At 40.1% G+C, this 26986-nt stretch carries 26 protein-coding genes; 11 read left to right on the forward strand and 15 right to left on the reverse strand.

Annotation, left to right across the window (positions count from 1 at the left end):
- The 3 genes from AC07U8_RS00245 (at position 1) to dnaJ (ending at position 4866) form a co-directional block, all read left to right on the forward strand.
- On the forward strand, positions 1 to 3147 hold the full coding sequence (locus AC07U8_RS00245; RefSeq protein WP_096732462.1) for an efflux RND transporter permease subunit: 3147 nt from the start codon (positions 1 to 3) through the stop codon (positions 3145 to 3147).
- A 136-nt stretch (positions 3148 to 3283) separates the two neighbouring features.
- The gene (locus AC07U8_RS00250) at positions 3284 to 3661 is read left to right on the forward strand and encodes a hypothetical protein (protein ID WP_004818242.1); all 378 of its coding nucleotides are present in this window, start codon (positions 3284 to 3286) and stop codon (positions 3659 to 3661) included.
- A gap of 92 nt (positions 3662 to 3753) precedes the next feature.
- Positions 3754 to 4866: a molecular chaperone DnaJ gene (gene dnaJ / locus AC07U8_RS00255; RefSeq protein ID WP_004718844.1), complete on the forward strand. Its 1113-nt coding sequence runs from the start codon at positions 3754 to 3756 to the stop codon at positions 4864 to 4866.
- A gap of 80 nt (positions 4867 to 4946) precedes the next feature.
- Here the strand turns inward: dnaJ and AC07U8_RS00260 are convergent, their stop codons facing one another.
- Both AC07U8_RS00260 and AC07U8_RS00265 read right to left on the reverse strand, forming a co-directional pair.
- Complete coding sequence (locus AC07U8_RS00260; RefSeq protein WP_034614680.1) at positions 4947 to 5168, reverse strand: hypothetical protein; 222 nt, start codon at positions 5166 to 5168, stop codon at positions 4947 to 4949.
- Between the two features lie 275 nt (positions 5169 to 5443).
- Positions 5444 to 5635 carry a hypothetical protein gene (locus tag AC07U8_RS00265; protein ID WP_494737093.1) on the reverse strand — a complete coding sequence of 64 codons (192 nt, stop codon included), beginning with the start codon at positions 5633 to 5635 and terminating at the stop codon, positions 5444 to 5446.
- A 289-nt stretch (positions 5636 to 5924) separates the two neighbouring features.
- Here AC07U8_RS00265 and dapB point away from each other — a divergent pair, with 289 nt between their 5' ends.
- Entirely contained in the window at positions 5925 to 6740 is an 816-nt protein-coding gene (gene dapB, locus AC07U8_RS00270) for a 4-hydroxy-tetrahydrodipicolinate reductase (protein WP_004718838.1), read from the forward strand.
- Positions 6741 to 6797: 57 nt separating this feature from the next.
- The gene (locus tag AC07U8_RS00275) at positions 6798 to 7448 is read left to right on the forward strand and encodes an START domain-containing protein (RefSeq protein ID WP_004718837.1); all 651 of its coding nucleotides are present in this window, start codon (positions 6798 to 6800) and stop codon (positions 7446 to 7448) included.
- Positions 7449 to 7618: 170 nt separating this feature from the next.
- Here AC07U8_RS00275 and AC07U8_RS00280 read toward each other — a convergent pair whose 3' ends face one another.
- Both AC07U8_RS00280 and dkgB read right to left on the reverse strand, forming a co-directional pair.
- Positions 7619 to 8794: an MFS transporter gene (locus AC07U8_RS00280; RefSeq protein ID WP_494737094.1), complete on the reverse strand. Its 1176-nt coding sequence runs from the start codon at positions 8792 to 8794 to the stop codon at positions 7619 to 7621.
- A gap of 276 nt (positions 8795 to 9070) precedes the next feature.
- On the reverse strand, positions 9071 to 9883 hold the full coding sequence (dkgB, locus tag AC07U8_RS00285) for a 2,5-didehydrogluconate reductase DkgB (RefSeq protein ID WP_034614690.1): 813 nt from the start codon (positions 9881 to 9883) through the stop codon (positions 9071 to 9073).
- Positions 9884 to 10006: 123 nt separating this feature from the next.
- Between dkgB and AC07U8_RS00290 the strand changes: the two genes are divergently transcribed.
- Positions 10007 to 10897 carry a LysR family transcriptional regulator gene (locus AC07U8_RS00290; RefSeq protein WP_004718832.1) on the forward strand — a complete coding sequence of 297 codons (891 nt, stop codon included), beginning with the start codon at positions 10007 to 10009 and terminating at the stop codon, positions 10895 to 10897.
- On the opposite strand, the gene AC07U8_RS00295 is transcribed toward AC07U8_RS00290, so the two are convergent.
- Positions 10857 to 11264 (reverse strand): hypothetical protein, encoded by a 408-nt coding sequence (locus AC07U8_RS00295; protein WP_034614694.1) that lies wholly within the window; start codon positions 11262 to 11264, stop codon positions 10857 to 10859. The two genes, AC07U8_RS00290 and AC07U8_RS00295, sit on opposite strands and share 41 nt — an antisense overlap.
- Positions 11265 to 11374: 110 nt before the next feature.
- Here AC07U8_RS00295 and AC07U8_RS00300 point away from each other — a divergent pair, with 110 nt between their 5' ends.
- Positions 11375 to 12811 (forward strand): aminotransferase-like domain-containing protein, encoded by a 1437-nt coding sequence (locus AC07U8_RS00300; RefSeq protein WP_494737095.1) that lies wholly within the window; start codon positions 11375 to 11377, stop codon positions 12809 to 12811.
- An 84-nt stretch (positions 12812 to 12895) separates the two neighbouring features.
- On the opposite strand, the gene ahr is transcribed toward AC07U8_RS00300, so the two are convergent.
- From ahr to AC07U8_RS00340, 8 genes are all read right to left on the reverse strand, one after another.
- Positions 12896 to 13918, reverse strand: a complete 1023-nt coding sequence (gene ahr, locus AC07U8_RS00305; protein ID WP_034614740.1) for an NADPH-dependent aldehyde reductase Ahr — start codon at positions 13916 to 13918, stop codon at positions 12896 to 12898.
- A 31-nt stretch (positions 13919 to 13949) separates the two neighbouring features.
- Positions 13950 to 14504, reverse strand: a complete 555-nt coding sequence (locus AC07U8_RS00310; protein WP_494737096.1) for a DNA-3-methyladenine glycosylase I — start codon at positions 14502 to 14504, stop codon at positions 13950 to 13952.
- A gap of 42 nt (positions 14505 to 14546) precedes the next feature.
- Positions 14547 to 14792, reverse strand: a complete 246-nt coding sequence (locus AC07U8_RS00315) for a hypothetical protein (protein WP_004818256.1) — start codon at positions 14790 to 14792, stop codon at positions 14547 to 14549.
- 30 nt (positions 14793 to 14822) lie between these two features.
- The gene (locus AC07U8_RS00320) at positions 14823 to 15371 is read right to left on the reverse strand and encodes a M23 family metallopeptidase (RefSeq protein WP_004818257.1); all 549 of its coding nucleotides are present in this window, start codon (positions 15369 to 15371) and stop codon (positions 14823 to 14825) included.
- A gap of 76 nt (positions 15372 to 15447) precedes the next feature.
- Positions 15448 to 16482 (reverse strand): A/G-specific adenine glycosylase, encoded by a 1035-nt coding sequence (gene mutY / locus AC07U8_RS00325; protein WP_004718819.1) that lies wholly within the window; start codon positions 16480 to 16482, stop codon positions 15448 to 15450.
- A gap of 135 nt (positions 16483 to 16617) precedes the next feature.
- Positions 16618 to 16986, reverse strand: coding sequence for an HIT family protein (locus AC07U8_RS00330; protein ID WP_004718818.1), 369 nt, complete (start codon positions 16984 to 16986; stop codon positions 16618 to 16620).
- A 63-nt stretch (positions 16987 to 17049) separates the two neighbouring features.
- Entirely contained in the window at positions 17050 to 17787 is a 738-nt protein-coding gene (locus AC07U8_RS00335; protein WP_494737097.1) for a dienelactone hydrolase family protein, read from the reverse strand.
- 183 nt (positions 17788 to 17970) lie between these two features.
- Entirely contained in the window at positions 17971 to 18129 is a 159-nt protein-coding gene (locus AC07U8_RS00340; RefSeq protein WP_004718815.1) for a DUF1328 domain-containing protein, read from the reverse strand.
- 189 nt (positions 18130 to 18318) lie between these two features.
- Between AC07U8_RS00340 and AC07U8_RS00345 the strand changes: the two genes are divergently transcribed.
- From AC07U8_RS00345 to AC07U8_RS00360, 4 genes are all read left to right on the forward strand, one after another.
- Positions 18319 to 18771: a YcgN family cysteine cluster protein gene (locus tag AC07U8_RS00345; RefSeq protein ID WP_494737098.1), complete on the forward strand. Its 453-nt coding sequence runs from the start codon at positions 18319 to 18321 to the stop codon at positions 18769 to 18771.
- A gap of 83 nt (positions 18772 to 18854) precedes the next feature.
- Entirely contained in the window at positions 18855 to 19784 is a 930-nt protein-coding gene (locus AC07U8_RS00350) for an alpha/beta hydrolase (RefSeq protein WP_494737099.1), read from the forward strand.
- Between the two features lie 70 nt (positions 19785 to 19854).
- A complete protein-coding gene (locus AC07U8_RS00355) occupies positions 19855 to 21129 on the forward strand; it encodes a replication-associated recombination protein A (RefSeq protein ID WP_034614710.1) in 1275 nt (424 codons plus the stop codon).
- Between the two features lie 144 nt (positions 21130 to 21273).
- On the forward strand, positions 21274 to 23622 hold the full coding sequence (locus AC07U8_RS00360) for a glycerophosphodiester phosphodiesterase family protein (RefSeq protein WP_494737100.1): 2349 nt from the start codon (positions 21274 to 21276) through the stop codon (positions 23620 to 23622).
- A 1-nt stretch (position 23623) separates the two neighbouring features.
- On the opposite strand, the gene AC07U8_RS00365 is transcribed toward AC07U8_RS00360, so the two are convergent.
- Positions 23624 to 24157 carry a hypothetical protein gene (locus AC07U8_RS00365; protein ID WP_494737101.1) on the reverse strand — a complete coding sequence of 178 codons (534 nt, stop codon included), beginning with the start codon at positions 24155 to 24157 and terminating at the stop codon, positions 23624 to 23626.
- A gap of 299 nt (positions 24158 to 24456) precedes the next feature.
- Complete coding sequence (locus tag AC07U8_RS00370) at positions 24457 to 26859, reverse strand: TonB-dependent receptor plug domain-containing protein (protein ID WP_494737102.1); 2403 nt, start codon at positions 26857 to 26859, stop codon at positions 24457 to 24459.
- Positions 26860 to 26986 lie beyond the last annotated feature (127 nt).

The following is a 26986-nucleotide window of genomic DNA, read 5'->3' on the forward strand; positions in this document are numbered from 1 at the left end:
ATGAGTCCATTTAATTCCTTTAACTTGTCAGAATGGGCACTCAAAAATAAAGGATTAGTACTTTATTTTATGATCCTATTGGGTATTGTTGGGCTATTTTCCTATTCAAAACTCTCTCAGAGTGAAGATCCACCCTTTACTTTTAAAGTCATGGTGGTACAAACCTATTGGCCTGGTGCAACAGCTCAAGAGGTTTCTTTACAAGTTACCGATAAAATTGAAAAAGAACTGATGAGCACAGGGCTCTATGACAAGATTATGGCTTACTCGCGTCCGGGTGAGTCTATGGTCATGTTTATGGCAAAAGACTCATTAAAATCTAACCAAATTCCAGATGTTTGGTATCAAGTGCGCAAAAAAGTAGGCGATATCAAAACGCAGTTACCCTCTGGTGTTCAGGGACCGTTCTTTAATGATGAGTTTGGGGATACCTTCGGCAATATCTATGTCTTAACAGGCAAAGATTTTGATTATGCAACGTTAAAAGAATATGCAGACCGTTTGCAGCTTCGCTTACAACGGGTAAAAGATGTCAGTAAAGTTAATCTGGTGGGGCTACAAGATCAAAAAATCTGGATTGAGCTTTCCAACACCAAAGCCGTGCAAATGGGCGTACCAGTTACTGCAATCCAAGAAGCCTTGGCAAAGCAAAACAGTGTGACCAGTGCAGGCTTTTTTGAAACAGGCACTGACCGTATTCAAGTGCGAGTCAGTGGTGCTTTAAAAAGTGTCGATGATTTGAAAAAAATGCCCTTGTTGGTGGGAAATAGAACCATTCAACTGGGCGATGTTGCTGACGTTTATCGTGGATTTAGTGAGCCTGCACAACCTCGCATGCGTTTTATGGGCGAGAATGGGATTGGTTTAGCGGTTTCTATGCGTAAAGGTGGTGACATCATCGCATTGGGTAAAAACCTAGAAACGGAATTTAAAACCTTACAAAAATCACTGCCTTTAGGTATGGAACTGAAAAAAGTTTCAGATCAGCCAGTGGCTGTTCAACGCAGTATTCATGAATTTGTCAAAGTTCTTGCAGAAGCAGTCATTATCGTTTTATTGGTGAGCTTTTTTTCGCTGGGTTTTCGTACCGGCTTGGTGGTGGCATTTTCGATTCCACTGGTGCTTGCGATGACTTTTGCAGGCATGAATTTATTTGATGTTGGCTTACATAAGATTTCTCTAGGAGCCTTGATTCTGGCCTTAGGGTTATTGGTTGATGATGCCATTATTGCCGTCGAAATGATGACCATTAAAATGGAACAGGGCTATAGCCGGATGAAGGCCGCTGGTTTTGCATGGACCAGTACCGCATTTCCGATGCTAACAGGAACATTAATTACCGCAGCAGGTTTTTTACCTATTGCTACAGCCGCATCAAGCACAGGGGAATATACTCGTTCAATTTTCCAAGTGGTGACCATTGCCTTAATTGTTTCATGGATTGCTGCTGTGGTTTTTGTTCCTTATCTAGGCGATAAGTTACTTCCAGATTTTAACAAAGTGCCACAAAAAGCGCCGTGGTATCAGCGTCTTCTCGCAAGATTACGAAAGCAACCAGAACCTCAGCCCGTGATTCATCATACTGGTGAGCATTTTGATCCATATCAATCTAAATTTTATCAAAGCTTTAGAAAGTTGGTGAATTGGTGCGTGACTTATAGAAAAACCGTCATTTCAATTACGGTTGGGGTTTTTGTCCTGTCTGTGGTGATGTTTAAATTTGTACCCCAACAATTTTTCCCGTCTTCAAACCGTGCTGAAATTTTGGTCGATTTAAAATTGGAAGAAGGCGCATCACTGACTGCAACTGAAGATGCGGTGAAGAAAGTCGAGGCATTTTTATCTAAGCAAAAGGGTATTGATAATTATGTTGCTTATGTAGGAACAGGTACACCACGTTTCTATCTGCCTTTAGATCAACAGATGCCACAAGCCAGTTTTGCACAATTTGTGGTTTTAGCATCGTCACTGGATGATCGTGATGAAATTCGTAAATCCTTAGATACGCAAATTCGCCAATTATTGCCACAGGTACGTATCCGTGTCTCTTTATTAGAAAATGGTCCTCCAGTCGGCTATCCATTGCAATTTCGTGTATCGGGTGAAGACATTGCAATTGTTCGTCAGGAGGCGCAAAAAGTTGCTCAACTGGTGGGCGAAAATCCAAATACCGCAAATGTTCATTTGGACTGGGGTGAGCAAAGTAAAATCATTTCGTTGGTGATTGATCAAGACCGTGCCCGTCAAATGGGTGTAACCTCAGAAGATTTGGCGAATTTTTTAAACAGTTCGATATCGGGTGCAATTATCAATCAATATCGTGAAAAACGTGAGCTGATTGATGTTCGTATCCGCGGTGATCAGGCTGAACGTGTCAATGTTGAAGCATTATCCAGTCTTGCTGTTCCAACAAGTAAAGGCACCACTGTACCTTTGGCGCAAATCGCTACACTTCAATATAAATTTGAAGATGGTTTGATTTGGCACCGCAATCGTTTACCGACCATTACTGTACGGGCAGATATTCGGACCAAGTTACAGCCTGCAACCGTGGTCAATGAGCTGGCTGAAAAAATGGATCAGCTTCGTACAACCTTACCAAGTGGTTATTTGTTAGAAGTTGGTGGCGCGGTAGAGGAGTCGGCAAAAGGGCAAACTTCTGTAAATGCAGGGATGCCATTATTCCTTGCGGTGGTATTTACTTTGCTGATGCTGCAGTTAAAGAGTATTTCGCGTTCATTCATTGTATTTTTGACAGCGCCGTTAGGTTTAATTGGGGTGGTGTTATTCCTGCTCTTATTCAATAAGCCTTTTGGTTTTGTGGCGATGCTAGGCACCATTGCATTATCTGGAATGATTATGCGTAACTCACTGATTCTGATTGATCAGATCGAACAAGATATTCGAGCTGGGCAGAATCAATGGGATGCGATTTTGGATGCTACAGTTCGCCGATTCCGCCCCATTATTCTGACCGCCTTGGCAGCGGTATTGGCCATGATTCCGCTTTCTCGGAGTATTTTCTTTGGGCCAATGGCAGTGGCCATTATGGGTGGTTTAATTATTGCGACACTTTTAACGTTATTTTTCTTACCAGCGTTGTATGCGACTTGGTTTAAGATTAAAAAAACTACAGAAAATACATAAATTGTTGAGAATATTAGGTGCGAAAAATTGAAAACTTCAATATAGTAGCACTTAATCTTTAACAGAAAATAACATAGGAAATTTTATTGCATAATAAGTAAATCGGTATGCAATAAATTTGAGGTCAAAAACACCCATGGGGCAAACAAATCCAGAACAGCATCGTAAATTTATTACGAGCTCTTATTTGTTTATGTTTCTTGCATTGTTTACGGTGATTACAGCCGTGTTGGCGTATTGGTTAGCACGTAAAGTAGCAGTGGCAGATAATGCAGAGGTATGGATACATGCGCAAGCGTTGTGGATTATGCGCAATGCTCTCATTTTTTTGATTTTGGCAGCCTTTGCTGCGCTATGGTTTATTCCGTTAATCTTTTTCTATTGGGACAGTTTCATTTGGGTAAAAGCGTGCACTGTGGCTGGTGTGGTATTTAGTGCCATTGCATGGTTATATTTACTCAACATATGGCTCAAAGGTTTTACTAAATATTTACAGAAAAAAGCTGTTTTTTAAAAAAAACCACATTTCACGCTTGTAAAAAATAACATCGCCCCCAATTTACTCTGCATAGAAGTATTATCAAATTTTGTGGAGCATCGCCAATCATGGCTAAACGTGATTATTATGAGGTTTTAGGTGTTGCTAAAACCGCTAGTGATGATGAAATTAAAAAAGCCTACCGTAAGTTGGCGATGAAGTATCATCCAGATCGTAATCCTGACAACTCAGAAGCTGAAGAAAAGTTTAAAGAATGTGCGGAAGCATATGAAATTCTTTCTGACGGTGAAAAACGTAGCATGTACGACCGTATGGGTCATAACGCCTTTGAAGGTGGTATGGGCGGCGGTGGCTTTGGTGGTGGTTTCAGTGCCGAAGACATTTTCAGTCAGTTTGGTGACATCTTCGGTGGCGCTTTTGGCGGTGGTGGCCGTGGTCAGCAACGTGCACGTCGTGGTTCCGACCTGCGTTATGTTATGGAATTGACGCTTGAAGAAGCGGTGCGAGGCGTTAAGAAAACCATTACCTTTACTGCACCAGCACCTTGTGATGTGTGTGATGGTAAAGGTTCAAAAAATCCAAATGATGTAGAAACCTGTAAGACTTGTCATGGTGCAGGTCAAGTGCGTATGCAACAGGGCTTCTTCTCTGTTCAGCAGACATGTAGTACCTGTCGTGGACAAGGTAAAATTATTAAAAATCCATGCAGCAAATGTCATGGTTCAGGTGTATCAGATCGTCAGCAGACCCTTGAAGTTACTATTCCAGCAGGTGTTGATAATGGTGATCGCGTTCGCTTAACAGGTAAAGGTGAAGCGATCCGTGATGGTCAATCTGGTGATTTATACGTTGAAGTCGTAGTGCGTGAGCACGATATCTTCCAACGTGATGGTGCAGACTTATATATGGATGTGCCAGTCAGTATCGCAGATGCTGCTTTAGGTAAAGAACTTGAAATTCCAACATTGGATGGTCGAGTCAGTTTGAAAGTGCCTGAAGGTACACAAACTGGTAAAATGTTCCGACTACGTGGTAAAGGGGTAAAACCTGTACGTAGCAGTATGCAAGGTGACTTACTTTGCCGTATTGTAGTGGAAACACCTGTACATTTGACCAGCCGCCAACGTGAGCTATTGAAAGAACTTCAAGCCACGATGGAAAGTGATGACAATAAATCGTCACCGAAGAAAAAATCTTTCTTCGATCGTTTATTTGACTAATTGAGTTTAGACCTTTTCATTTAGCAAGCTAAACATTGAAGATGTAAAAACGGAGCAACAGATCTTGTTGCTCCGTTTTTTTATTTTGATGCTTGATCTGATGGTGATAAATCAAATTCGTTGTCATCCGGGGCCGCATCTATTGAATTATCATCTTGGGGGAGTATCACCGCGGGATGTGTTGCTGGTGTCGATGATTCCGATGATGGGGCGGGAGAGGATGTAGGCGTTGTGTCTTCGGCCCAAACGAGTGAAACAGTTGTTGTCATCACCAATCCTAAAATGATTTTTTTGAGTTGCATGGTATTTCCTTTGATATTTGCTTTTTATGATTGCATCCAAGCGCTTTTAGTTTAATAGATCTGAAAAATTTAATTTTTACTTTTTAGTTATTTTTAGCTGTAATTTAATATACATTTCAATAAATTTTTAGATGATTTAAAAAATAATATAACTGTTAATGTTTAGCGATAAAGCCTGATTTTTATGATGATAATTACAATTGAATTGAGTTATTTTTAAAATGAGAGGTTGAAGGTATTGGACATGCCCTCAACCGCTGAAAAATAGGTACTTATTATTCGATGATCGGTGCATCAATATCTTCAACACGAACTTCTGTTTGAGGTTCAGATGGTGTACTGCTATTGGGTTGAGCAAGCGTTTTTTCTTCAGATGTTGCTGATGTTGTTGCAGGCACTGATTCAGCCCAAACATTTGTCATCATCATGCCGAGTACCAGAGCGAAAGCCACTTTATTCGAATGCATATTGATCTCCTTATAAGCCATATTATTTTCATTCGTGGCATGTAGTCTGCTGTGGGATTCTTGCATTTTGATGAAATGGATTTGAAAAGTTGTAAATTTTTCAAAGTTTTACCGATATATTTTATAAAATTAATCTATTTATTCGTTCAGGCTATTCTGTACCAATGAGCGCAACAGATCCCAAAGCAAGTAAAAAGATCACAGTATTTTTTTATATTGAAACGTCGTCTTGGAACCGAGTTTTGTTATAGTAGAGCCAAATTTTCAAATTCAGATTTAGGAAGATCGTATGTCAGCAGCTCCACGCATTGGTATTGTAGGTGCAGGTGGCCGTATGGGCCGTACATTGATTCAAGCTGTACAACAAGCAGGCTTTCAGCTTGCTGCTGCAGTAGAGCGTCCAGAAAGCACATTAATTGGTGCAGATGCAGGAGAGCTTGCAGGAATTGGTGCTGTGGGAATCAAAGTGGTTGGCAACTTGGAAGAGATCCTCAAAGATGTGGATGTGGTGATTGATTTTACTGCGCCTGTTGCCACTGAACATAATTTAAAACTATGCAGTGCTGCTGGTGTTGCGATGGTGATTGGTACAACTGGTTTTTCGGATCAACAAAAAGAGCTATTAAATCAATCTGCCACTCAGACACCGATTGTTTATGCTGCAAATTATTCAGTGGGTGTGAATGTTTCGATTAAATTACTTGAGTTGGCAGCTAAAGTATTTGGCGATACTGTGGATATTGAAATTATTGAAGCACATCACCGTCATAAAGTAGATGCACCATCAGGTACTGCACTGATGATGGGTGAAGCTGTTGCTGACACACTGGGTCGTGATTTAAAGAAAGTTGCTGTCTATGGTCGTGAGGGGCATACAGGTCCACGTGAACGTGAAACCATTGGCTTTGAAACGATTCGTGGTGGTGATATTGTGGGCGAACATACAGTGATGTTTATTGGCGAAGGTGAGCGTGTAGAAGTGACACACAAAGCCACGAATCGTATGAATTTTGCTGCCGGTGCTGTACGTGCAGCTGCTTGGGTTGTCGGCAAAGATGCAAAAAAATACGATATGAAAGACGTTTTAGGCTTAAATGATATTTAAGCTTAAAATCTGATGCGATAGAATTAAAACAATTAGTCAAATTTTGAACATTCAAAAATGAAAAAAACAGTGATGTTATTTGCTTGTGTAATCAGTGCTTTTGGCCTGACTACACAAGCTGCTTTACCAAGCAATGCCAAATTGAGTTTGAATAAAAATAACATTCAGGTATGGACATACAAGGATGCCAGTAATTCTGTGTTGTCTTATAAAGCTGAAACAACATTAGACGTACCGATTGATCGTGCTGTTGCTTTGGTATTGGACGTCAAAAACTCACCGAAATGGGTACCCAATGTTGCCAAAGCTGAAGTGTTATCTCGCGATGATAAAAAAGGTGAATTCAGCATTTATATGGTTTTAGATTTTCCCTTTCCCTTAAAAGATCGCGACATGGTGGTTAAAGGAACCATGTCTAAAGATGCAAATGGCAGCATTTTTATTAAAAATTCTGCGATTCAGCAAGGTAAAGCATTAAATCCTGACTATGTGCGTTTAAAAGATTATTCAGGTGATTGGACCTTTCAAAAACTCGGTGCCAATAAAGTCAAAGTCATTACCTCTGGACATGCCAATCCAGAAGGTTCCATTCCTGCCAGCTTAACCAATATTTTGGTCGAACAGCAGCCTTATCAGATGTTGCAGAAAATGAAAACAGAATTGGCAAAGAATAAACCCTTTACAGCTTTGCCTGATATTTTAAAATAGGCATTGTTTGATCAATAATCCTGAAGCAGATCACTTATTGACGAAACAACTCTATATTCGAAAAAATAATGCTTAGCAGATCTTTCCATTTAACTATTGAAAGTAACCTTTCTTAAGGTATTGATGTAGAAAGAAAGGTTACTTGCAGTCTTTGTCACGATTGTGAATGGCTAGGCTGAATGGCTATATTGTTGTACAGGTGCTTTATTCATTTTCATTTGAATAAAAACCAGCACTAGCCCTAAAGCTGTGAGTACCGCACCTGCAATAGACACCGCAGCATAACTCATGCCCATACTCAATACTGCGCCACCAGCTGTTGCACCTAAAGCATTACCTAAATTAAATGCCCCAATATTCACAGAGGATGCCAATCCAGGTGCTTCATGTGCAACAGACATGACACGCATCTGTAAAGGTGGGACCACTGCAAAGGCTGCTGCTCCCCAGACAATCAGTGCCAATGCTGCACCAATTTGAGTTTGAGCCAGGATTGGAAACAGCAACATGCTCACCATCAGTAACAGCAAGAAACTGGTCAATGTTTTGGTCAGTGACAAGTCTGCAAATTTCCCACCTAAGTGATTACCAATTGAAAAACCAATTCCAATCAGTACCAGCATCAAGGTAATAAACATCGGGCTGGCATGGGTGATGTTTTGTAGGCTAGGCGCAATATAGGTATAGAGGGTAAACATTGCACCTGCACTCATCACCGTGGTGAGCAATGCAAGAACCACAGGCAGCCGAGTCAGCACTTTTAATTCTGCTTTGACATCAGGACGTTGGCTTGCTTTATCTTCAGGCAAGGCTTTCCATAGTGACAGCATGGTAATCACGCCGAGTAAGGCGATTGCTGCAAATGACATACGCCAGCCAATATTCTGCCCAACCCATGTGGCTAAAGGAACACCACCGATGTTGGCAATGGTGAGGCCCATAAACATGGTGGCAACAGCACTGGCTTGCTTGTCTTTAGGTACGACGCTTGTTGCAACAATGGAACCAATCCCGAAAAACACCCCATGATTGAGACTGGTCAGGATTCGAGCGGCCATTAAGCCCCAGTAATTGGGGGCAATTGCAGCAAGAATATTGCCAAGGGTAAAAATAATCATGGCTAAAATAAGCGCTTTACGTCGTGGAAACCGTCCAAACCATAAGGTCATAAACGGTGCGCCAATCATAACACCGAGTGCATATGCGGTGATCAGCATACCTGCGGTTGGGATTGAAATATTCAAATTTTCTGCAATTTGGGGAAGAAAGCCCATAGGAGAAAATTCTGTTGTTCCTATTGCAAAAGCACCAATCGCTAATGCGAGTAAGGGAAAATTTAATTTCATGAGAAATCTCAAATATACAGCATATTGAAAATGATGGGATGTAACAGTGTTCGGTCAATCATGAGGATGGTCATTTACTTTTCAGCCGCTATTTTAATGAAGTGACAAAATAAAGCTTCGCAAGAAAATAATCTTGCGAAGCAATCTAAGTCATGATCAAAAGGGGGTAAAGCCTGTTTCGAAGCCTAGTAAGTAAAACTTAGTACCCCAACTTTGCTAATCAAAGCCTAAGCCAAGATTTGCGCTGCTTTAAACCACTTTTACTCCAGCAGTGAATTAAACATCCCACTGAGGTGCTAAGTTTTCAGGATCAACCTCACGCCCATTACGTTCCAATTGAGCGATTAATTGCATTTCTTCAGCAGATAGCTGAATCTCTTGTGCTTTTAAATTGGCGATTAAGTTTTCACGTTTAGTCGATGACGGAATGACAGCAAAGCCTTTCTGCAATGCCCATGCCAATGCAATTTGAGCGCTAGAAGCCTGATGCTGTTTGGCAATTTCAGTTAATGTTGGGTCATTTAAAACTTTGCCATATGCCAAGGTCATATAAGAGGTCACATCAATATTTTGTGACTGTAAAAAACTCACCAACTTATCATTTTGCAAATAAGGGCTAAGTTCAATTTGGTTGGTGGCAATATTTTCAAGTCCTACAGCAGCAATGGCTTGTTGCGATAAGTCGATATTGAAGTTTGAAATTCCAATATGTTCAGTTAGACCCAGCTTTTTCGCTTCTAACAGGTTATGCATCATTTCTGCAACAGAAATTCCGAGACTTGGTGCTGGCCAGTGAATCAAGGTTAAGTTGACTGCATCAGTACCCAGTTTCTGTAAGCTCTGTTTGAGACTTGGAATAAGTTTGTCGGCTTGATAATGATCTGTCCATATCTTTGTTGTGATAAATAAATCATCACGATGGATATGGCTTTCTGCAATGGCCTGACCGACTTCTGCTTCGTTGCCATAGATTTGAGCAGTGTCTACAGCACGATAACCAACGTCTAAGGCTGTTTTGACCGAGTCAATCACTGTTTGTCCTGTTAAACGGAAAGTACCGACACCAAATTGAGGAACGATGTTTGTCATGCTGGATTTCACTTTATTTTCTGAGATTGAGTGTATTTTGCTACTTTAATTGTTGCGGAAAAATATAGGAATATGCAAAATATTGTTGACTAGAAATCAATAATAAGCAGAGCGCTGACAGCAATGAAATCTACACTCGAAGAATTACAGGCCTTTATTAATATTGTTGATAGTGGTTCGATTGTTGCAGCAGCAACGCATCTTGAACAAACCACTTCAGGTGTAAGTCGAGCCTTACAACGACTTGAATCTAAACTGAATGTCACCTTATTAGAGCGGACAACACGTAAACTTAAGTTGACCCAAGAAGGGCAATTATTTTTAGCAAAAGCCCGAAAAATTGTGCATGACCTCAATGAAGCAGAAGATGCTTTATTAAAATCTGACAGTGATACATCTGGGCTGATTCGTGTGGATTCCGCGACACCTTTTGTATTGCATGTGATTGCACCGTTGATGCAAGAGTTTTCTCAGTTGTATCCTGAGATAGAAATAGAGTTAAACAGTAACGATCAGATCATCGATTTATTAGAACATAAGACAGATGTTGCAATACGTTTTGGGGATCTTAATGATTCGAGCTTACATGCACGTTTGTTATGTAAAAGCCGATTATATATCGTTGCCAGTCCTGAGTATTTAGCCACACATGGTTATCCAGCAACACCGCAAGATATTTTAAATCATACCCAAATTGGCTTTAGCAAAGTCAGCCGTTTAAATACTTGGCCGATTCGAGTCAATGGAGAAAGGCTTACTGTCAAACCAAAAATCAAAGCATCCAGTGGTGAAACTGTCCGCCAACTGTGTTTACGCGGGCATGGAATTGCGAGATTGTCTGAGTTTGAGATTTTAAAAGATATAAAGCAAGGACGCTTGATCGCTCTATTTGAAGATCAAATAGAGCTTTATGAGCAACACATCCATGCGGTGTATTATCAACAGGAACATTTACCAAAGCGTGTCCGTTTATTTATTGAGTTTTTAACGCAAAAGCTGTCAAAGTTTCGATAGTCTTTTGTGGTGGTAAATCCAGACTCAGTAAAGTTTGGCTACTGGGTTGTTGTGGATTGACCAATTGGATTTCAAAATGATCAGTTGCTGTCTGAAGGCATTTGAACTGCAAGTCTTTTTGTACTGGGATATTAATTTTCATGCGTTGATCACTACTGGTATGGTAGCGGTAGTTTCGCACAGCAGCAGTCTGATGTAGGGTGGGTTCTAGATGATCAAGCTGATACTCAGCTAAATTTTGTGTTTTTAAAAAGCCTTCAATCAAAGATTTACATACAAAATGTTGTTTCTGAGCAGCTTGATTGACCTGCTGAGGCTGACAAGCAGTTAATCCAAAGACAATACTGATTAAAGCGATCGTTCTCATTTTTTTCTCCTTTCAAATCAATTTGTTTGTAAAAATTGGCTGTGAATGAAGCATAAATCTGTTAACTTTATAGATACAGATACAACAAATATTAAAATTTGAGTACAGATATGGCTTTTCAATATCAAACATTAGCACAACAAATTACACAGAAAATTTATTGTGGTGAGTTGGTCGTTGGGCAACGACTCAGTTCTTTGCGAAAATTTGCAGCATTGCAAAATATTAGTCTTAATACAGCAAAGAGTTGTTATGAGTTGCTTGAAGCGCAAGGCTTGATTTATGTCAAAGAAAAGTCTGGCTATTTTGTTCAATCACAGCAAAAAGCCTCGCAGATTGCTGTACCTGACCATCCTGATTTTAAGTCGAGAGCACGTGAGGTTTCAAATCTAGACTTACAAATTCAAATTCATGAAGCTGCAATCAATAATAAACTGATCCATTTAGGTTCGATTCAGTTATCGCCTAATCTAGTTCCTGTAGAGGCCTTACGCCGTTCAATACAACGTGCTTTAAAACACAGTAAACCAGAAGACTTTTTATATAATGACCGCCAAGGGCACCTTCAGTTAAGAGAGGCTTTGTCAGCACATTGGGCTGAAGATGGTTTTTATATTGCCAAAGAAGATATTTATATCAGCAATGGTTGTATGCCAGCATTGTCTATGATGATTCAAAGCCTGAGCCAAATCGGTGACAGTGTGATTGTGCCCACACCAAACTATAATGGTCAGTTGCAATTGTTGGCGTTGCTCAAACGAAAAATTATTGAAATCCCTGCCAATACCGAAGGTTTTGATCTGGATCGTTTAGAACAAGAGATGCAAAATTCAGCTGCAAAAGTCTGTTTATTAACCGCCAATTTTCAAAACCCTTTAGGCTTCTGTTTGACTAATGCCGAGAAAGAAAAAATCGCACAGCTGGCAGCGAAGTACCAGTGTTACGTGATTGAAGATGATATTTATGCTGAATGTAGCTTTAATGCCAAACGCCCTTTACCGATTAAATATTGGGATCAACAGGGCTATGTGGTTTATTGCGGATCGGTTTCCAAGTCGTTGTCGACCTCTTATCGGGTTGGTTGGTTCTGTTTGCCACAACGTTTACAGCACTTGCATGCCAAGTTGATTTTACAAAATGTTTCGGTCAATACACCATTGCAATTGGGTCTTGCTGATTTGATTTATAGCCGAGCCTATCGTCAGCATTTGAGTGAATTACGCCCTAAGTTGATGGCTCAAGTTGCGCAATATCTACAGTTTATTCAACATGCTTTTTATGGGGTAGAGATCCGTTTAAATCAACCGCAGGGAAGTTATGCCTTGTGGTTACAGTTCCCAGAGCAGATTGATAGCTTGGCGTTGTATTATTATGCACAGCAATACAGTATCAATATTGTACCAGGGATTATTTTTGGTGAGGATCACCGTTATAACAATTGTATTCGTTTAAACGCAGGGCATGAATTGTCTCAGGAAATTCAGGATGCAATTATGTTATTGGCAGATTGGGTCAGGGGTGAATTGTTAGCCAAGAGTGTGGCTTAAACTGATTTGTGAGCAAACGCATACCACGACAGGCTTATTCCATTCACGGTTCTTGATAAACCGTGATGGATGGTCAGACTTAAATTAGAAATCCGCTTTTAATACGATACGATAACGGGCTTTTCCAGAATGAAGTCGCTCCAAAGCCTCATTAATTTTTGACATTGGATAAACTTCAATTTGTGGTGCAATATTTTTGCGTGCTGCAAATTGTAATAATTGGCGCAATGCAAAAGGGGAGCCTGTTGGTGAACCGGTCACTGATTTTGCACCGCCAATCAGTGCACCCGCAGGAATCGGCATCGGTTCGAGGACTAAACCTAGCATGTGAATTGTGCCATTTGGTGCTAGTGTATTCAGATATGCTTTCCAGTCCAAACTCACATTTACCGTACACAACAATAAATCAAATTTGCCACGTTGCGCTTTTAACGCATTGGCATCGCGACTATTGACCACATGGTCTGCACCCATCGCTTTAAGTTCATCTGTTTTATCCAAACTTGATGTAAAGGCAGTGATCTCACAACCCCACGCTTTGAGTATTTTAATGGCCATATGACCTAAGCCACCAATCCCAATGACACCAACATGGTGAACTGCTTGAATTTGATGTTTTAAGATTGGGTCAAAAACAGTAATACCACCACACAATAAAGGGCCAGCACTTTCAGGATTTAAATCTTCAGGAAAAGGAATAATCCACTGCCAACCTGCACGAACCTTATCTGCAAACCCGCCTGCATGACCAACGATAGTTGCAACTGAACCCCCAGTGCAAAGCACTTGTTGACCACTAACACATGGATCACAGTGCTGACAACTTTCCGCAGTCCAGCCGATACCAACACGTTGACCGACTTTTAATCCCTTCGCCTCTGAACCCAGTTGAGTGATGGTACCGATAATTTCATGACCGCCAACCACTGGAAAAACTGAATTTCCCCATTCATTGTTAATCACTGAAACATCGGAATGGCATAAACCGCAATATTCAACTTTGACTTCGACTTGATGAGGCTGTAATTCACCTGCATCAAATTGATAGGGCACAAGTGCTGCACCTGCCTCTAAGGCAGCATAAGCATGAAACGTATTATTTGACATGTGAATCCTTCCTGTTTGTTCAGTTAAACTTTTAGCGGGATATACAATCATTTTCATGGTCATTGACCATACCCACTGCTTGCATAAAGGCATAGCAAGTGGTTGGACCAACAAATTTAAAACCATTCTTTTTTAACGCTTTAGAAAGCTTTTGACTGGTTTCGGTTTGTGCAGGCGCTAATTTATAATCAGGGACATCATTGAGTTGTACTTGCTGGTCGACGAAATCCCATAACCAGTTCACCATATCAATCTCTTGAGCTTTCATGTTTTGCCATGCAATAGCATTGTCACGAATTGCCGTTAATTTCCCAATATGGCGAATCAGCCCAGCATCCTGACATTTTAGCGCAAGCTCTTGTTCAGTAAAATTGGCGATGGTTTGAATCGGGTGGTTAAAAAATTGGGCGCGGTAGCTTTCACGCTTTTTTAAAACAGTAATCCAAGATAAACCTGCTTGTTGCCCCTCTAGGCAAAGCATTTCAAATAAATGCTGTTCATCTCGATTGGATTTACCCCACTCTTGATCATGATATTCAATATAAAGAGGATCATCTGAACACCAACCACAGCGTTTATTTATCATAAAAGATCTACCATTGTTCTGATTGATTTAAGTTTTAATTGTCTAAAGTTTAAATTCGACCCATTGATCTTGTTTGTTGTCCCAATAGGAAAGTTGCGCATGTTGTAAATCTTTAAAACTTACCCAAATATCTTTACCCGCTTTGTCTGCAAAGCCAGTACTGATCATTAATGCTTCATCGGTGATTTCCATAATCCAGCCTTGATGATTTTGTCCATTGAGGGCAATTTTTTGTTGATTGCCTGATTCTGCAAATTCAACTAAACGCTCAAGCAATGCTTCTGACATGGAATATTCCTAAATTGATTCAATCTAAAATTAACGTAAATAAGGGTAGGGGTTGACTGCACCTTGGCCTTTACCCCTTAAGTATAGTCCATAGTGCAAATGCGGTGCAGTATGTCGTGCATTTCCCGTATTGCCCACATAGCCGATTAACTGACCTTTTTTAACGTAATCGCCTTCTTGTAGACCACGTTTGTGATCGTTTAGATGAGCATAATAGTGATAAACCCCACCTGGTCCGATGAGCCAAATCACTTTACCCCCCAGATTATTGCTCTTTAAACTGGTAATCACACCTTCAGTACTACTATAAACTTTGGTTCCACGTGAAGCCATGATGTCAATTCCTTCATGTGCTCGCCCAGCACTGCGAGATGCACCCCAAGTATCTGTGAGGTTTTGTGGTTTTACTCCATCTACAGGAATTGCCAATCGGGTTGGCATTGACATTGCTTTTAGGCGGTTAATTTGAGCTTGTGGAAGCTGAGGCTTAGATGAGCTTGGCTTTTTAGGTGCAGTGGTACATGCAGTTAAAATAATGGCAAGCAAGGCCATCAAGCAATATTGGATGCTACGTGACACGAGAAATCCTTTTTTTCAAGTTTCAAAAGGGCAAATTAAAATTGAAATATGCTTCGAATACCCGTGTCTGACTATGTCATATTTTTACTGCTGAGATCAATTTTTTCATGGCTGTAGGGATGCCCATTTGTGTAGCTTTTTGTGGTGTTAACCATTCGCCCCCAAGTTCAGCCTGGAGGTATTCTTTTTGGTCTGATTCAACTCGAACAATATGCGCATTTAAAATCCATGTGAAATGGGTAAAGCTATGCGAGATTTGGACAGGTTCAACAGTTGAAATAAGTTTTAGACTTTGACAAAGCTGTTGAAACGCGAGCTCATTTTCAAAAATCGGTAAACTCCATAAGCCTCCCCATAAACCACTGTTGGGACGCTGTTCCCATAACCATTGTTGATCTGACTCAATTAATAACACTGTGCCAGTTCTAACAGGAACAGGCTTTTTAGCTTTCTTATAAGGCAGTTCAGTTTCTAGCCCTTGTTGATGGGCTTGGCAATGTTGTTGCATAGGGCAGTATAAGCAGAGTGGCTTTTTGGGCGTACAAATGGTTGCGCCCAAATCCATAATTGCTTGGGTATAGTCGTGGTTGCGTTCAGTTGGGCATAAGCTTTCCGCCAGTTGCCACATGGCTCGTTCATGGATGGGTTTACTCAGATCATCTTCAATGGCAAAGAAACGGGCCAAAACACGTTTTACATTGCCATCCATAATGACGCCATATTGGCGTAAGCCAAGCGACATCAGTGCGCCACCAGTAGAGCGACCAATACCTGAAAGTTCCACCCATTGTTCTAAGCTTTGTGGAAAATGCCCTTGCTGGCTGACCACGCCTGCTGCTTTATGCAAATTGCGTGCACGGGCGTAGTAGCCTAATCCTGCCCAATAGGGGGCAACATCATCCCATGAGGCTTTACCCAAATCATCGACAGTCGGAAAGCGTTGGATAAATTTATCAAAATATTGCAGTACAGTTTTGACTTGTGTTTGTTGCAACATAATCTCAGACACCCAAACTTTGTATGGATCATCAGCCACTTGCCACGGTAAATCATGGCGCCCGTGTTGATCAAACCAAGTCAATAGCGCATCTGAAAATGAAAATTGCGACATAACAATCTAGCGTAAAAATTGGATGCTCAGTATAACCAAGATAAATTTATTGCGGAAAATTATCTTAAACTTGAGCAGCAATCTGCATAAAAAAAGACGCCAAAGCGTCTTTTCAAAAGCGTTTATAGCCACAACTTAGTTTTCGTTGATGATACCCCAACGCTTATCCAATTTAAGCGGTTCGTTTTTATAGCGTGGGATAATGTGAATATGGAAATGTTCACTTTGGTCTTCACCAAACACATGACCATCATTAAAAGCGATATGGAATCCTTCAGGTTGATGGCGAATCTTAAGCTCGTTACGTGCCAGTTCCAATAAAGAGGAAAGGCTTTTACGTTCTTTCTCTGAAACCTCAAAAAAAGAAGCAATATGGCGCAAAGGAATAATCACTGAATGACCTTTAGACAAAGGGTTATGTTCAGGCAAAATTGCACCAAATTCATTTTTATCAATGATATCAAATTCTTCAAAGTCACAATAAGGACATACTTTTTCAGTCATTTCTAATCCCTCGTTTTGTTGTCTTAATCGACGTAGAACGTATTTTAATTAAGCCAGAGTAGGTTAAGCCAAGGTATGATCTAATAAATCATACATTGCTGCTAATCCGGCTTTTTCTGCTTCGGCGTTATAACCTAGATCTACGCCATTGGCTTTTGCTTTTTCATCTGCTTGTGGGTTACTAAAGCCATGTTTAGCATCTTTCAGGATGATCACTTCATATTTTACCTGAGCATGCTGCATTTCTTGTTTAAACGATTCGACATCTGCCAAAGACACCATGCTGTCTTTTTCACCATGTAGCACTAAAACTTGCGCTTTAAATTTTTCTGCTTCCGCTGCTTTTTGCGCAGATAAATTTGCATGGAAAGTAATCGCAGCTTTTAAGTCAGCACCTGAGCGTGCCAAATCTAATATCACTTTACCACCATAACAGAATCCAATCGCAGCCAAACGCGTTGCATCGACTTCTGGTTGTGATGCTAAAGCAGCCAAAGCCGCAGCTGAACGCTCAACAATGGTCTGCTCATGTTGGAAGGTTTGCATCATCCACTCATGGGCTTGAGTCGCAGCAGCCGTGGTTTTTTTATCACCATACATATCAATTGCCAGCGCAGCAAAACCATGTTGTGCCAACTCTCGAGCACGTTGTTCAGAATACTCATTTCGGCCCCACCATTCTGGACCAACAATCACACCTGCAACTGGTTGTGCGGATTCAGGCGCAGCAAAATAACCGATTAAAGTTGTTCCATCTTTTGCTTGGTATTGAATTTCACGAGTTTTGATTGCAAGAGCCATCTGTTAATCCTTGTGTATCGGCGAGAATGAGATTGATTAAAGCATAAATATATAAGATTCAAATGACTAAATTTCGAATATTTACAATAGAAATGTGAAAATTTATGAATGAAAAAGGTCGTTTTCAAATGAAAAAGAGAAGAACCAAGGTTCTTCTCTTTCATGAAAATTGATCAGGAAAAGCTAAACTTTTCCTCTCGAAATAAAACCAACAATCGCGAGGATTACCGCGACAACGAGAAGAATGACTGCGAAGTCTTTAGACATTCCCGCGACACCACCAAAACCAAATAAACTTGCGATTAAGGCGATCACAGCGAAAATAATTGCCCAACGAAACATAAGATTCATCTCCATATTTTTGTTATGTATTTTCAGTATAGGCAGAAAAATCTGAGGGACTTGTGAAGTTGTGTTTAAAAAGTGTGATTAATAAAGCAATATGTAAAGGTTTGTTCTGTTTTAAATTTTCTAATTTCTGCTTATATACTGATATAATTATTTCGCCTTAAATGACTTTAATGTTATGCCATGACCTTTGAGATCCGCCCCCAGTTTTGGAAGAATTATACACTGTCTGAGTTAAATCCGACCGAGTGGGAAGCGTTGTGCGATGGTTGTGGGCTGTGCTGTTTGGTAAAATTAGAAGATGATGACACACATGAAATAGCCTATACCAAAGTGTCTTGTAAACTCCTCGATTGTACTACCGCGCAGTGTTCTGACTATCCTAATCGTTTAGATTATGTACCTGACTGTATTCAATTAAGCCCTGAAAAATTAGCCAATATTCATTGGCTGCCTTCAAGTTGTGCTTATCGTCGGGTGAATGAAGGTAAAAATTTACCGGCATGGCACTATCTGATCACAGGCTCAAGAAGCAATGTGATTAAAGCCAGAAAATCTGCTGCTGGGCGTTGTATCTCAGAAACAGAAGTCAATGAAGAAGACATTGATGAATACATAGTAAGATGGGTGCGGTAAATCATTTGAATCAATTATGAATTGATAATCATTATCAAATAGTAATATCATAACCAAGCCTTCCAGTTTGATGTGTTTTTAAAATGTTTGCTTTATCTTGGTTATTCAAAAAAAGTGCATTCTGTTTATGTGCAATCAGCCTGAGTTTCGGTATTCCCTGCAATGTTTATGCAAAACCAGATTTGCAAGCTTTAGGGCCAAATATTGCGGAGCAAGGCTCCAGTTATTATCAATTTCAAGTAAAAAATTTTCAATCCGCAGATCAACAACGGCATTATAAAGTTTGGGTCGGAATTCCTAAACATATCAATAAAAATAAGACCTTACCTGCTGTTTATATGCTAGATGGCAACTCTGCTATGGCGCGTTTAGATGAGTCACTGTTAAAAAAACTATCCGAACAAGACAGCCCCGTGTTGGTGGCTATAGGCTATCAAACCCAGTTACCGTTTGAGTCCGCTTCACGGTCTGTAGACTACACACCTGCTGATGAATCTGGAAAAGTGGCGGCTGACCCACGCAATCCTGAACGTATGGCAGGCGGAAGTGCACAATTTAGACAGGTGCTGTTTGAAAAAATTATGCCGTGGGTCAATACGCAAGTAAAACTGGATAAGCAACGTACCGCATTGTGGGGACATTCTTATGCTGGTTTATTTGTTTTAGATACCCTTTTAAATAGTCAAAGCACAGATAATAAGTTTTCACACTATTTTTCAGCCAGTCCATCTCTCACATGGGCAGATTCTCGATTACTCAAAGCCGTTGAAAAAGCCCCGCCTGAGCAATTAAAAAATAAAAAATTATGGGTGATGGAAGGTGACATCATTCAGTCTACAACGAGACCAATCAGCCCAAATGCAGATCGGGATATGATTCAAAATAACCGTCAATTGGTTTTAGATTTGGCCAGTAAAGGCGTAGATGGCAAATTAATGCTTTATCCACATCTTAGTCATGGTCAAGTATTTCAGGCCTCGTTAATGGATGTTTTGCAGAATCGATTATTTTAAAGCTGAAAATGCAATATTGATGATTTTCCATAGTAGACTAAGGACAGCATTCATCAATTAAAAAAGCAGTATGTCAGACACTCAAATTCCGCTTCCAGAACGTTTACGTCCACGTGATTTGTCTGAAATTATTGGGCAAGATCATTTACTCGGTGTTGCAGCACCACTCCGTCAAATGATTGATCAAGGGCATTTACCCTCGATTATTTTTTGGGGGCCGCCTGGTGTTGGGAAAACCACCATCGCATTGTTATTGGCTCAAGCAGTTGATCGTACATTTATTAGCTTATCTGCCTTAAATACAGGGGTAAAAGAGCTCCGTGAGGTGATTGCTGACAGTGGTGATTTATTAACACCGGTGGTGTTTATTGATGAAATTCATCGTTTTAACAAGTCGCAACAAGATGCCTTATTGAATGCGGTTGAAAAAGGCAAAATTACCCTGATCGGTGCGACCACTGAAAACCCTTCATTTGAAGTCAACAGTGCTTTGCTGTCTCGTTGTCAGGTATATACCTTAAATGGATTAAGTAATGAGGCGATTCAAGAACTCATTTTACGCGCGATTCAACAAGATAAATTTTTAAAAGACCGTCATATCCAGATTGAAGAATTTGATGCCTTGGTTCAGTTTGCTGCGGGTGATGCGCGTAAGGCACTTAATTTAATCGATTTAATTGCCAGTACCTTTGAGTCCGATATTGAAAATATTGTGACCAATGCGATCGTGGTCAAAGTTGCGCAACAGAACATTGCACGCTATGACAAATCAGGTGAGCAGCATTATGATCTTGTGTCTGCGTTTATTAAATCTATTCGAGGTAGTGATCCTGATGCAGCGTTGTATTGGATGGCACGTATGCTTAAAGGCGGTGAAGATCCGGTTTTTATCGCTCGTCGTATGTTGATCGCTGCTTCAGAAGATATTGGAAACTCAAATCCAAATGCCTTGCTTTTAGCGGGCGAATGTTTCCGCTCGGTTCAAGCGATAGGCATGCCTGAGTGTCGAATTATTTTAGGCCAATGCGCAGTTTATCTGGCAACCAGTGCAAAGAGTAACAGCACTTATTTGGCGATCAATAAAGCCTTAGAACTTGCAGAAAAAACGTCCAACCTACCTGTGCCACTCCATTTACGTAATGCACCGACCAAGCTTATGAAACAACAAGGCTATGGTGTGGATTATCTTTATCCTCATAACTACCCTGAAAATTTTGTGCTACAGGAATATTTACCACCTGAATTGAAAGGCACAAAATTATATGAGTCTGCTCGTAATAAGCGTGAAGTTGAAGGTGAGCGTTTACAGCAACGTCGTTGGCAACAAGAACAGCAGCAACAATAGTTGTGAAGTTTATTTGCTTAGGCATCTTTTAAATAGATGTTCTATTTTATATAAAGGTTTAAAATATCGGCAAAATTTAAATTAGGCTGACATCATTTTAGAAATACGCTTGAGCAAAGTGCTTCTAAATGGTTTAGAAATTTTATGAAATTATCCGTTTTATCTTTTGCTGTTTTAATTTCTTTGCCGATGTTGAGCCATGCTGAGCTTGCAAGTAAAATTTCGACCCAAAATCAGCCTAAACTTGCCGCGCAGCAGCTTAAAACACTTTATCAACAAAGTTTTGTTCAGCAAAAAACAATCCCTCAAGGCTGGCGTATTCCTGGCAACAATGCCGGCAACGTCTATGTTGAAAATGGGATACTTCATATTGATGGTCGAGCAAATTCAGTCAGTCCGACCTCAATTTTATTACCGCAAAATCTTGAAAAACAACAAAACTATCGCATTGATCTCGAATTTACTTTAGACCAAGCTGTCAATAACTCGCGTTGGGGCAGTGTGATTTATGATGTCACAGAAACTCAGGGGGTGATTCCAAGCAGTTATTATCAATTTACCCTCAGAACAGACACCACTGCAAAAAATGGTACGGAGTTTGGTCGGCATAAAAGTAACGGGCAGTGGGAGGTCTCTGAAACGAAAGCGTTTTCGGAGAACATCAAAGCAAATCAATGGTATAAAGCCAGCATTGTGGTCTCTGGGCAACGGGTACAGCATTATTTAAACCATCAGTTAATGCAGGATGTAGAACTTGACCAAGGATCTGCCAAAGGCGGCATCGGGCTTTCAGCAACAGGCCTAGTCTTAAAAGTTAAAAATATTCAAGTCTCTGAACAAACCAGTGCGTTGCCAGACTTAGCCAATAAAGTCACTCAAGTGCAAGAAATTCAAACTAATGTTGGTTTGGCACCGACGCTGATTCAAAAAGTTAAAACTACCAGCAGTCCATTAAATTCAACCAATCAGTTATATTATCAATTAGATGCCAATTTAAACTTGCTTGATCAGACAGGGCAGGTGGTTGAAACATTACAACAATATTTATCCAATCCACAGCGCAATAGCATTCCTGTTTTAGAAATCAAAGATCCCAAAAGCATTGAAGCCTTAAAATTACTCTCTAAATCTCACGATATGAGCGATATTACTGTATTGTCCAAAAGTGATGATTTACTCAAGTCTGCGCATCAAATTGTACCTACGCTTCGAACAGCATTAGATTTAAGTCGCGAAAACTTAAAGGACAGCCATGCAGGTCTTTCTGAAATTATGCGTCGTACTAATCAGGCCTATGCACGCATCGTGGTTCTTCCGCATCGCCTTGCCAACAAATCGAGTGTTAGCTTTATTCAACGTCATTTAATGACAGTGTGGGTTGATACACCAGCACATGATCCGCAGGATGTCGCCAGTATTTTGACTTCAGGTGTGAATGGGATTATTACACCGCAAAGTACGCTATTTGCCAGTGTTTTAAAGCAGTTTCCAAAAAATACCTTATTACGTAAACCCTTTATTATTGGGCATCGTGGTGTACCCAGTTTAGAAGATGAAAATACTTTAGAAAGTGCAAAACATGCAGTTGCTTTGGGTGCAGATATTGTTGAAAACGATATTTATTTAACCAAAGACCAGCATCTTGTGGTGATGCATGATGCAACAGTGGATCGCACTACGCGTTCAACAGGTAAAATTGAAGAAATGAGCCTTGCGCAGGTTCAGCAATTAAAATCTAAAAACAAAGCTTATCCAATACCGACCCTTGCAGAATATTTCACTACATTTAAGCACAATCCAAACTTTGTATTGATGATCGAAATGAAAAGTGCCAATCCTGCATTGGTTGCAAAAATGCAGGATGAAATTAAAAAGTACCAAGTTGAAAATCAAGTCGTCACAACCTCATTTAATGTAGATCAAGTTGCGCGCGCACAGTCACAATTGTCTGAGATACCACGAGGGTTGTTGGTTGGAAGTATGCCCAATAGCCGCAATACTTTAATTGCCGCCAAACAAATCAATACCGATGTTCAGAAATATAATTCAACGTATAACCCTGCTTATCGTGCTGATTTGATCAATCTTTTAGAAACGACCAAGCACCGTGGAATCAGTTTTTGGCCTTGGGCATTGAATGATGAAACATTTAAAAAATTATATATTGCAGGGACCTACGGGATAACCACCAATTCTGCGCAACTTTATGCGAAATACATCGTTGATATTCAAGCACCCAAGAATGTCAAAGTAAAAGCTGAACAGCCGGTATTACTCAATGCGCAATTGGTTCAGCAAGATGGAGCGAAACTCAATCAGCAACTCAGCAATTTTGTCGTTTTATCAGGTTCTGCAAAACATGAGATTAAAAATGGTCAGTTGAGTTTCTCTGAAAAGGGCACCGCATATGTTTTGGCAGGTTATAAATATCAGATTGATGCACAAAACTTCTATCAAATCTTTTCAGCCCCTATAAAAGTCATTATCCAATAGCTTATTTTATGGCATTTGTTGGAAATGGAAGTTTTACATCTTTGGGGAAATTTGGAAAAAGTGTAAACAGCATCTGAGGATTATTCTTTAGTCCTGCACCGTCCAGATAGGTCCATTGATGTGATTGTAGTGAACGAATGGCGACCATAAATGAGGGTGATGCTGCCTGAATTTGACCCGCGACTTTCATGGTGATGGTTTTGGGTACAAAGCAGATTTCTTCACGATCTACGATATAGCTATAAAGTGGCGGCTTTGATTGTACATTGACAATTTCTACCTGTGATTTGGTAAGTAGATTTTGAGCGTATTTAAGCAACTGCTGATAACCTTCTGTACCACCAACATAATTGATCAGAGATGGATGGGTTTTTTGTTGCATAAATGAATAATCATTTTTCTTTAAATCTTGTCCTAATTGATCTAAATCAGGCGCAATAATTTTAGAATAATCTTGCTGACAGCTTAACTCTTCCGCCTGTGCAGGATTTAAAATGATCAAGAATAAAATAACAGCATAAATTGTTTTTATCATGTTGGATTAAATCTGAATATCGTTTGTTTTGAGTATATAAGTTTCTTAAAAAAAGTTCATCTGCAATCCAAGCTTAACGATACTCGCTGATCCAACAGGAGATTTTGTCACTCGTCTCTGTTCATCTCTGAAAAGTTAGGTAGCGTCTACGCAAATTGATTTAATTAAAATTATGAATGAAGAAAAATTATATTCTAGTGTATGTGTTTCTAAACAGGTTGAGGATATACCCAATAACAATACACATAAAAAAACCGAGTCATTCAACTCGGTTTGAAGCCCTTGGTTAACTTTAACCTCTACCACTTATAATTAATTTTGCCGTAATAGAACGCACCATTAAAGCCAAACGGTGAGAACTGGCTGTATTGCAAACTTCCGCCAGTAGGTTTGTTGATGTCATAAACATCTTTATCAGGATAAACATTGGTAATGTTGTCTCCCCCAACAGTAAATTTCCAATTGTTTAATTGGTATGTCAGTGCTAAATCCAACAGCCATTTTGCAGAAAATTTCTGATCACTGGCAGCACCTGAGTTACTGTAAGTTTCAAAGCTTCCATAACGCGTGATATTGGTATTGATACCAAAATTTCCAATTTTATAATCGTTGGCTAAACTGAATTTATGTTCAGGAGTACTTCCGGCCAATAAACCATATTGTTCACGACGATCTAAACGGGTGAGGTTGACACCCAAGGCATTTAAAATCTCAGGGTTTTTATCGACATCGGTGACTTTATTGCGATTAAAATTATAAGCCAAAGATGTGGTTAACTCGCCATAAGGCAGGTTTTGCCATTGGTAATTGGCAACTAAATCTACACCACGAGTGCGAGTATTACTGGCATTATTAAAGAAACGAACCGTGCTGAAATTGGTATCGGTAATCCCTTTAGATACCAAATAAGCGCGAACAGTGGGGCTGCTGGCATTGATATTTGAAGATAAGCTAATACGGTCATCAATATCAATTTGGTAGGCATCCAAAGTTACATATAGGTTTTTAGTTGGGGTAAGTACCAAGCCAAGGCTATAATTCTTTGATTTTTCAGCTTTTAAGTCTTCTGCGCCGAGCAATTGTGCAACTTGTGAAGAACTTGGAAATGTTCCAGCCTCAACAAACTGTCCATTGACCAATTGCGAAGAGGTTTGAGTGAAATATTGTTGTGCTAGACTCGGTGCGCGAAAGCCTGTAGAAACTGAGCCACGTACCGCAACTTGAGGTATAAGCTTATAACGTAACGAAAGAGATGCATTATTGGTGTCCCCAAAGTCATCATATTTCTCATAACGATAGGCTGTAGATGCTGAAAGTTTTTGGGTAATATCTGTTTCTAAATCGAGATATCCTGCATAACTGTCACGTGTCCATTTCCCGGCATCCGCTTGGCGAAAGCCTGATAAACCTGAAGAACCACTTTTATAATAAGAGGCAGGATTGCCTGCTTTGATTTGATATTGTTGGTTTAAATATTGAGCACCAAACGCGACATTTAATGGACTTGCAAAAGCAGAGATCTCAAATTCTTTTGACAAATCAATGTTATAAACAGCTTGAGTATTCTTTAACTGTCCATTATGGAATGAATTTGGTGTTGAACCTGTATCTTTGTATAGATCGACATTGATGGTTTTTGTATTTACATCATATTGGTTTAAGCCATAATTGGCTGAAACATCATAGCGCCAATCTGCGACTTCCCCACGTAAGCCTGCAACGGCACTAAAGTCATCTAATTGACCGCGAATCAGCGGTAAATAACCATTTGGAAATAATGCAGGTACATTGTTCGAGGCATTACTCAAACGATAGAACCCAGCAGTTTCTGCATTACGATGGCTATAGGTTGAAAAACCATATAATTCAACAGTATCACTAAGGTCAAAACCAGCATTAACAGAAGCTTTTACCTCATCTGATTTTGGATCACCAAAACGAAAAGTTCTTTGTCCGTATGTAGTGGAGTTTGGATCACGAAGGTCTAAACCTGCGCGATTGGTTGCTTCATTGTCCTGCCATTCACCAGAAAAAATCGCATAACCATAATTGCCCAGTTGAGTACCGCCCGAGACATAGGATTGTTTTTGTTCACCATCACCTTTGTCATAAATACCGTAGCGAATACCTGCATCACCTGTTTTAGGATCAGACTTTAAGATAATGTTGACGACACCAGCAATTGCATCTGAACCATAGCGAGCAGATGCACCTTCTCTAAGTACTTCAATACGGCTGATGGCAGAAATCGGAATGGCATTTAAATCGGTCGGTGCCGAACCGCGTCCAATGGTACCTCCAAGGTTAATAAATGCCCCTGTATGGCGACGTTTACCATTCACTAAAACCAAAACTTGATCAGGAGAAAGCCCTTTTAGTTGTACTGGGCGAACGAGTTCTGTTCCATCGACAACGGTTGGACGAGGAAAGTTAATCGAGGGGATAATTTTAGCCAGCGCCGTACCTAACTCACTTGAACCTGTACGTTCTGTCAATTCCGCTGCACTAATCACATCAATCGGTTGTAAGGAATCTGTTTTAGAACGTTTTAGCGAACGGGTACCTGTGACAACAATGGTATCAAGTGTTTTAACTTCTTGATTGGCTGGAATCTGTTCCGCAGCGTAGGCATGTGGATACAGAAATGTAAAAACTAAGCTGGCGGTCAGGCTTAATGAATATCGTTTTGATAATGTACGCATAACTCTATTTTGTAGCTCTTTTTGTAACGGTTTGTTGTGATCATAGTGAGCTTGAGATTATTTAGAAAACAACTTTTAAAAATATAAATAGAATAAAATATGCAAAGTGTATGGTTATTTAAAGTGT

This window comes from Acinetobacter sp. GW821-FHT01E09 (genome assembly GCF_059422385.1).

What these genes read in the sequence shown, in the direction of transcription:
- AC07U8_RS00245 (WP_096732462.1), top strand. Translation starts at nt 1, where the DNA reads ATGAGTCCATTTAATTCCTTTAACTTGTCAGAATGGGCACTCAAAAAT.
- AC07U8_RS00250 (WP_004818242.1), top strand. Translation starts at nt 3,284, where the DNA reads ATGGGGCAAACAAATCCAGAACAGCATCGTAAATTTATTACGAGCTCT.
- dnaJ (WP_004718844.1), top strand. Translation starts at nt 3,754, where the DNA reads ATGGCTAAACGTGATTATTATGAGGTTTTAGGTGTTGCTAAAACCGCT.
- AC07U8_RS00260 (WP_034614680.1), bottom strand. Translation starts at nt 5,168, where the DNA reads ATGCAACTCAAAAAAATCATTTTAGGATTGGTGATGACAACAACTGTT.
- AC07U8_RS00265 (WP_494737093.1), bottom strand. Translation starts at nt 5,635, where the DNA reads ATGCATTCGAATAAAGTGGCTTTCGCTCTGGTACTCGGCATGATGATG.
- dapB (WP_004718838.1), top strand. Translation starts at nt 5,925, where the DNA reads ATGTCAGCAGCTCCACGCATTGGTATTGTAGGTGCAGGTGGCCGTATG.
- AC07U8_RS00275 (WP_004718837.1), top strand. Translation starts at nt 6,798, where the DNA reads ATGAAAAAAACAGTGATGTTATTTGCTTGTGTAATCAGTGCTTTTGGC.
- AC07U8_RS00280 (WP_494737094.1), bottom strand. Translation starts at nt 8,794, where the DNA reads ATGAAATTAAATTTTCCCTTACTCGCATTAGCGATTGGTGCTTTTGCA.
- dkgB (WP_034614690.1), bottom strand. Translation starts at nt 9,883, where the DNA reads ATGACAAACATCGTTCCTCAATTTGGTGTCGGTACTTTCCGTTTAACA.
- AC07U8_RS00290 (WP_004718832.1), top strand. Translation starts at nt 10,007, where the DNA reads ATGAAATCTACACTCGAAGAATTACAGGCCTTTATTAATATTGTTGAT.
- AC07U8_RS00295 (WP_034614694.1), bottom strand. Translation starts at nt 11,264, where the DNA reads ATGAGAACGATCGCTTTAATCAGTATTGTCTTTGGATTAACTGCTTGT.
- AC07U8_RS00300 (WP_494737095.1), top strand. Translation starts at nt 11,375, where the DNA reads ATGGCTTTTCAATATCAAACATTAGCACAACAAATTACACAGAAAATT.
- ahr (WP_034614740.1), bottom strand. Translation starts at nt 13,918, where the DNA reads ATGTCAAATAATACGTTTCATGCTTATGCTGCCTTAGAGGCAGGTGCA.
- AC07U8_RS00310 (WP_494737096.1), bottom strand. Translation starts at nt 14,504, where the DNA reads ATGATAAATAAACGCTGTGGTTGGTGTTCAGATGATCCTCTTTATATT.
- AC07U8_RS00315 (WP_004818256.1), bottom strand. Translation starts at nt 14,792, where the DNA reads ATGTCAGAAGCATTGCTTGAGCGTTTAGTTGAATTTGCAGAATCAGGC.
- mutY (WP_004718819.1), bottom strand. Translation starts at nt 16,482, where the DNA reads ATGTCGCAATTTTCATTTTCAGATGCGCTATTGACTTGGTTTGATCAA.
- AC07U8_RS00330 (WP_004718818.1), bottom strand. Translation starts at nt 16,986, where the DNA reads ATGACTGAAAAAGTATGTCCTTATTGTGACTTTGAAGAATTTGATATC.
- AC07U8_RS00335 (WP_494737097.1), bottom strand. Translation starts at nt 17,787, where the DNA reads ATGGCTCTTGCAATCAAAACTCGTGAAATTCAATACCAAGCAAAAGAT.
- AC07U8_RS00340 (WP_004718815.1), bottom strand. Translation starts at nt 18,129, where the DNA reads ATGTTTCGTTGGGCAATTATTTTCGCTGTGATCGCCTTAATCGCAAGT.
- AC07U8_RS00345 (WP_494737098.1), top strand. Translation starts at nt 18,319, where the DNA reads ATGACCTTTGAGATCCGCCCCCAGTTTTGGAAGAATTATACACTGTCT.
- AC07U8_RS00350 (WP_494737099.1), top strand. Translation starts at nt 18,855, where the DNA reads ATGTTTGCTTTATCTTGGTTATTCAAAAAAAGTGCATTCTGTTTATGT.
- AC07U8_RS00355 (WP_034614710.1), top strand. Translation starts at nt 19,855, where the DNA reads ATGTCAGACACTCAAATTCCGCTTCCAGAACGTTTACGTCCACGTGAT.
- AC07U8_RS00360 (WP_494737100.1), top strand. Translation starts at nt 21,274, where the DNA reads ATGAAATTATCCGTTTTATCTTTTGCTGTTTTAATTTCTTTGCCGATG.
- AC07U8_RS00365 (WP_494737101.1), bottom strand. Translation starts at nt 24,157, where the DNA reads ATGATAAAAACAATTTATGCTGTTATTTTATTCTTGATCATTTTAAAT.
- AC07U8_RS00370 (WP_494737102.1), bottom strand. Translation starts at nt 26,859, where the DNA reads ATGCGTACATTATCAAAACGATATTCATTAAGCCTGACCGCCAGCTTA.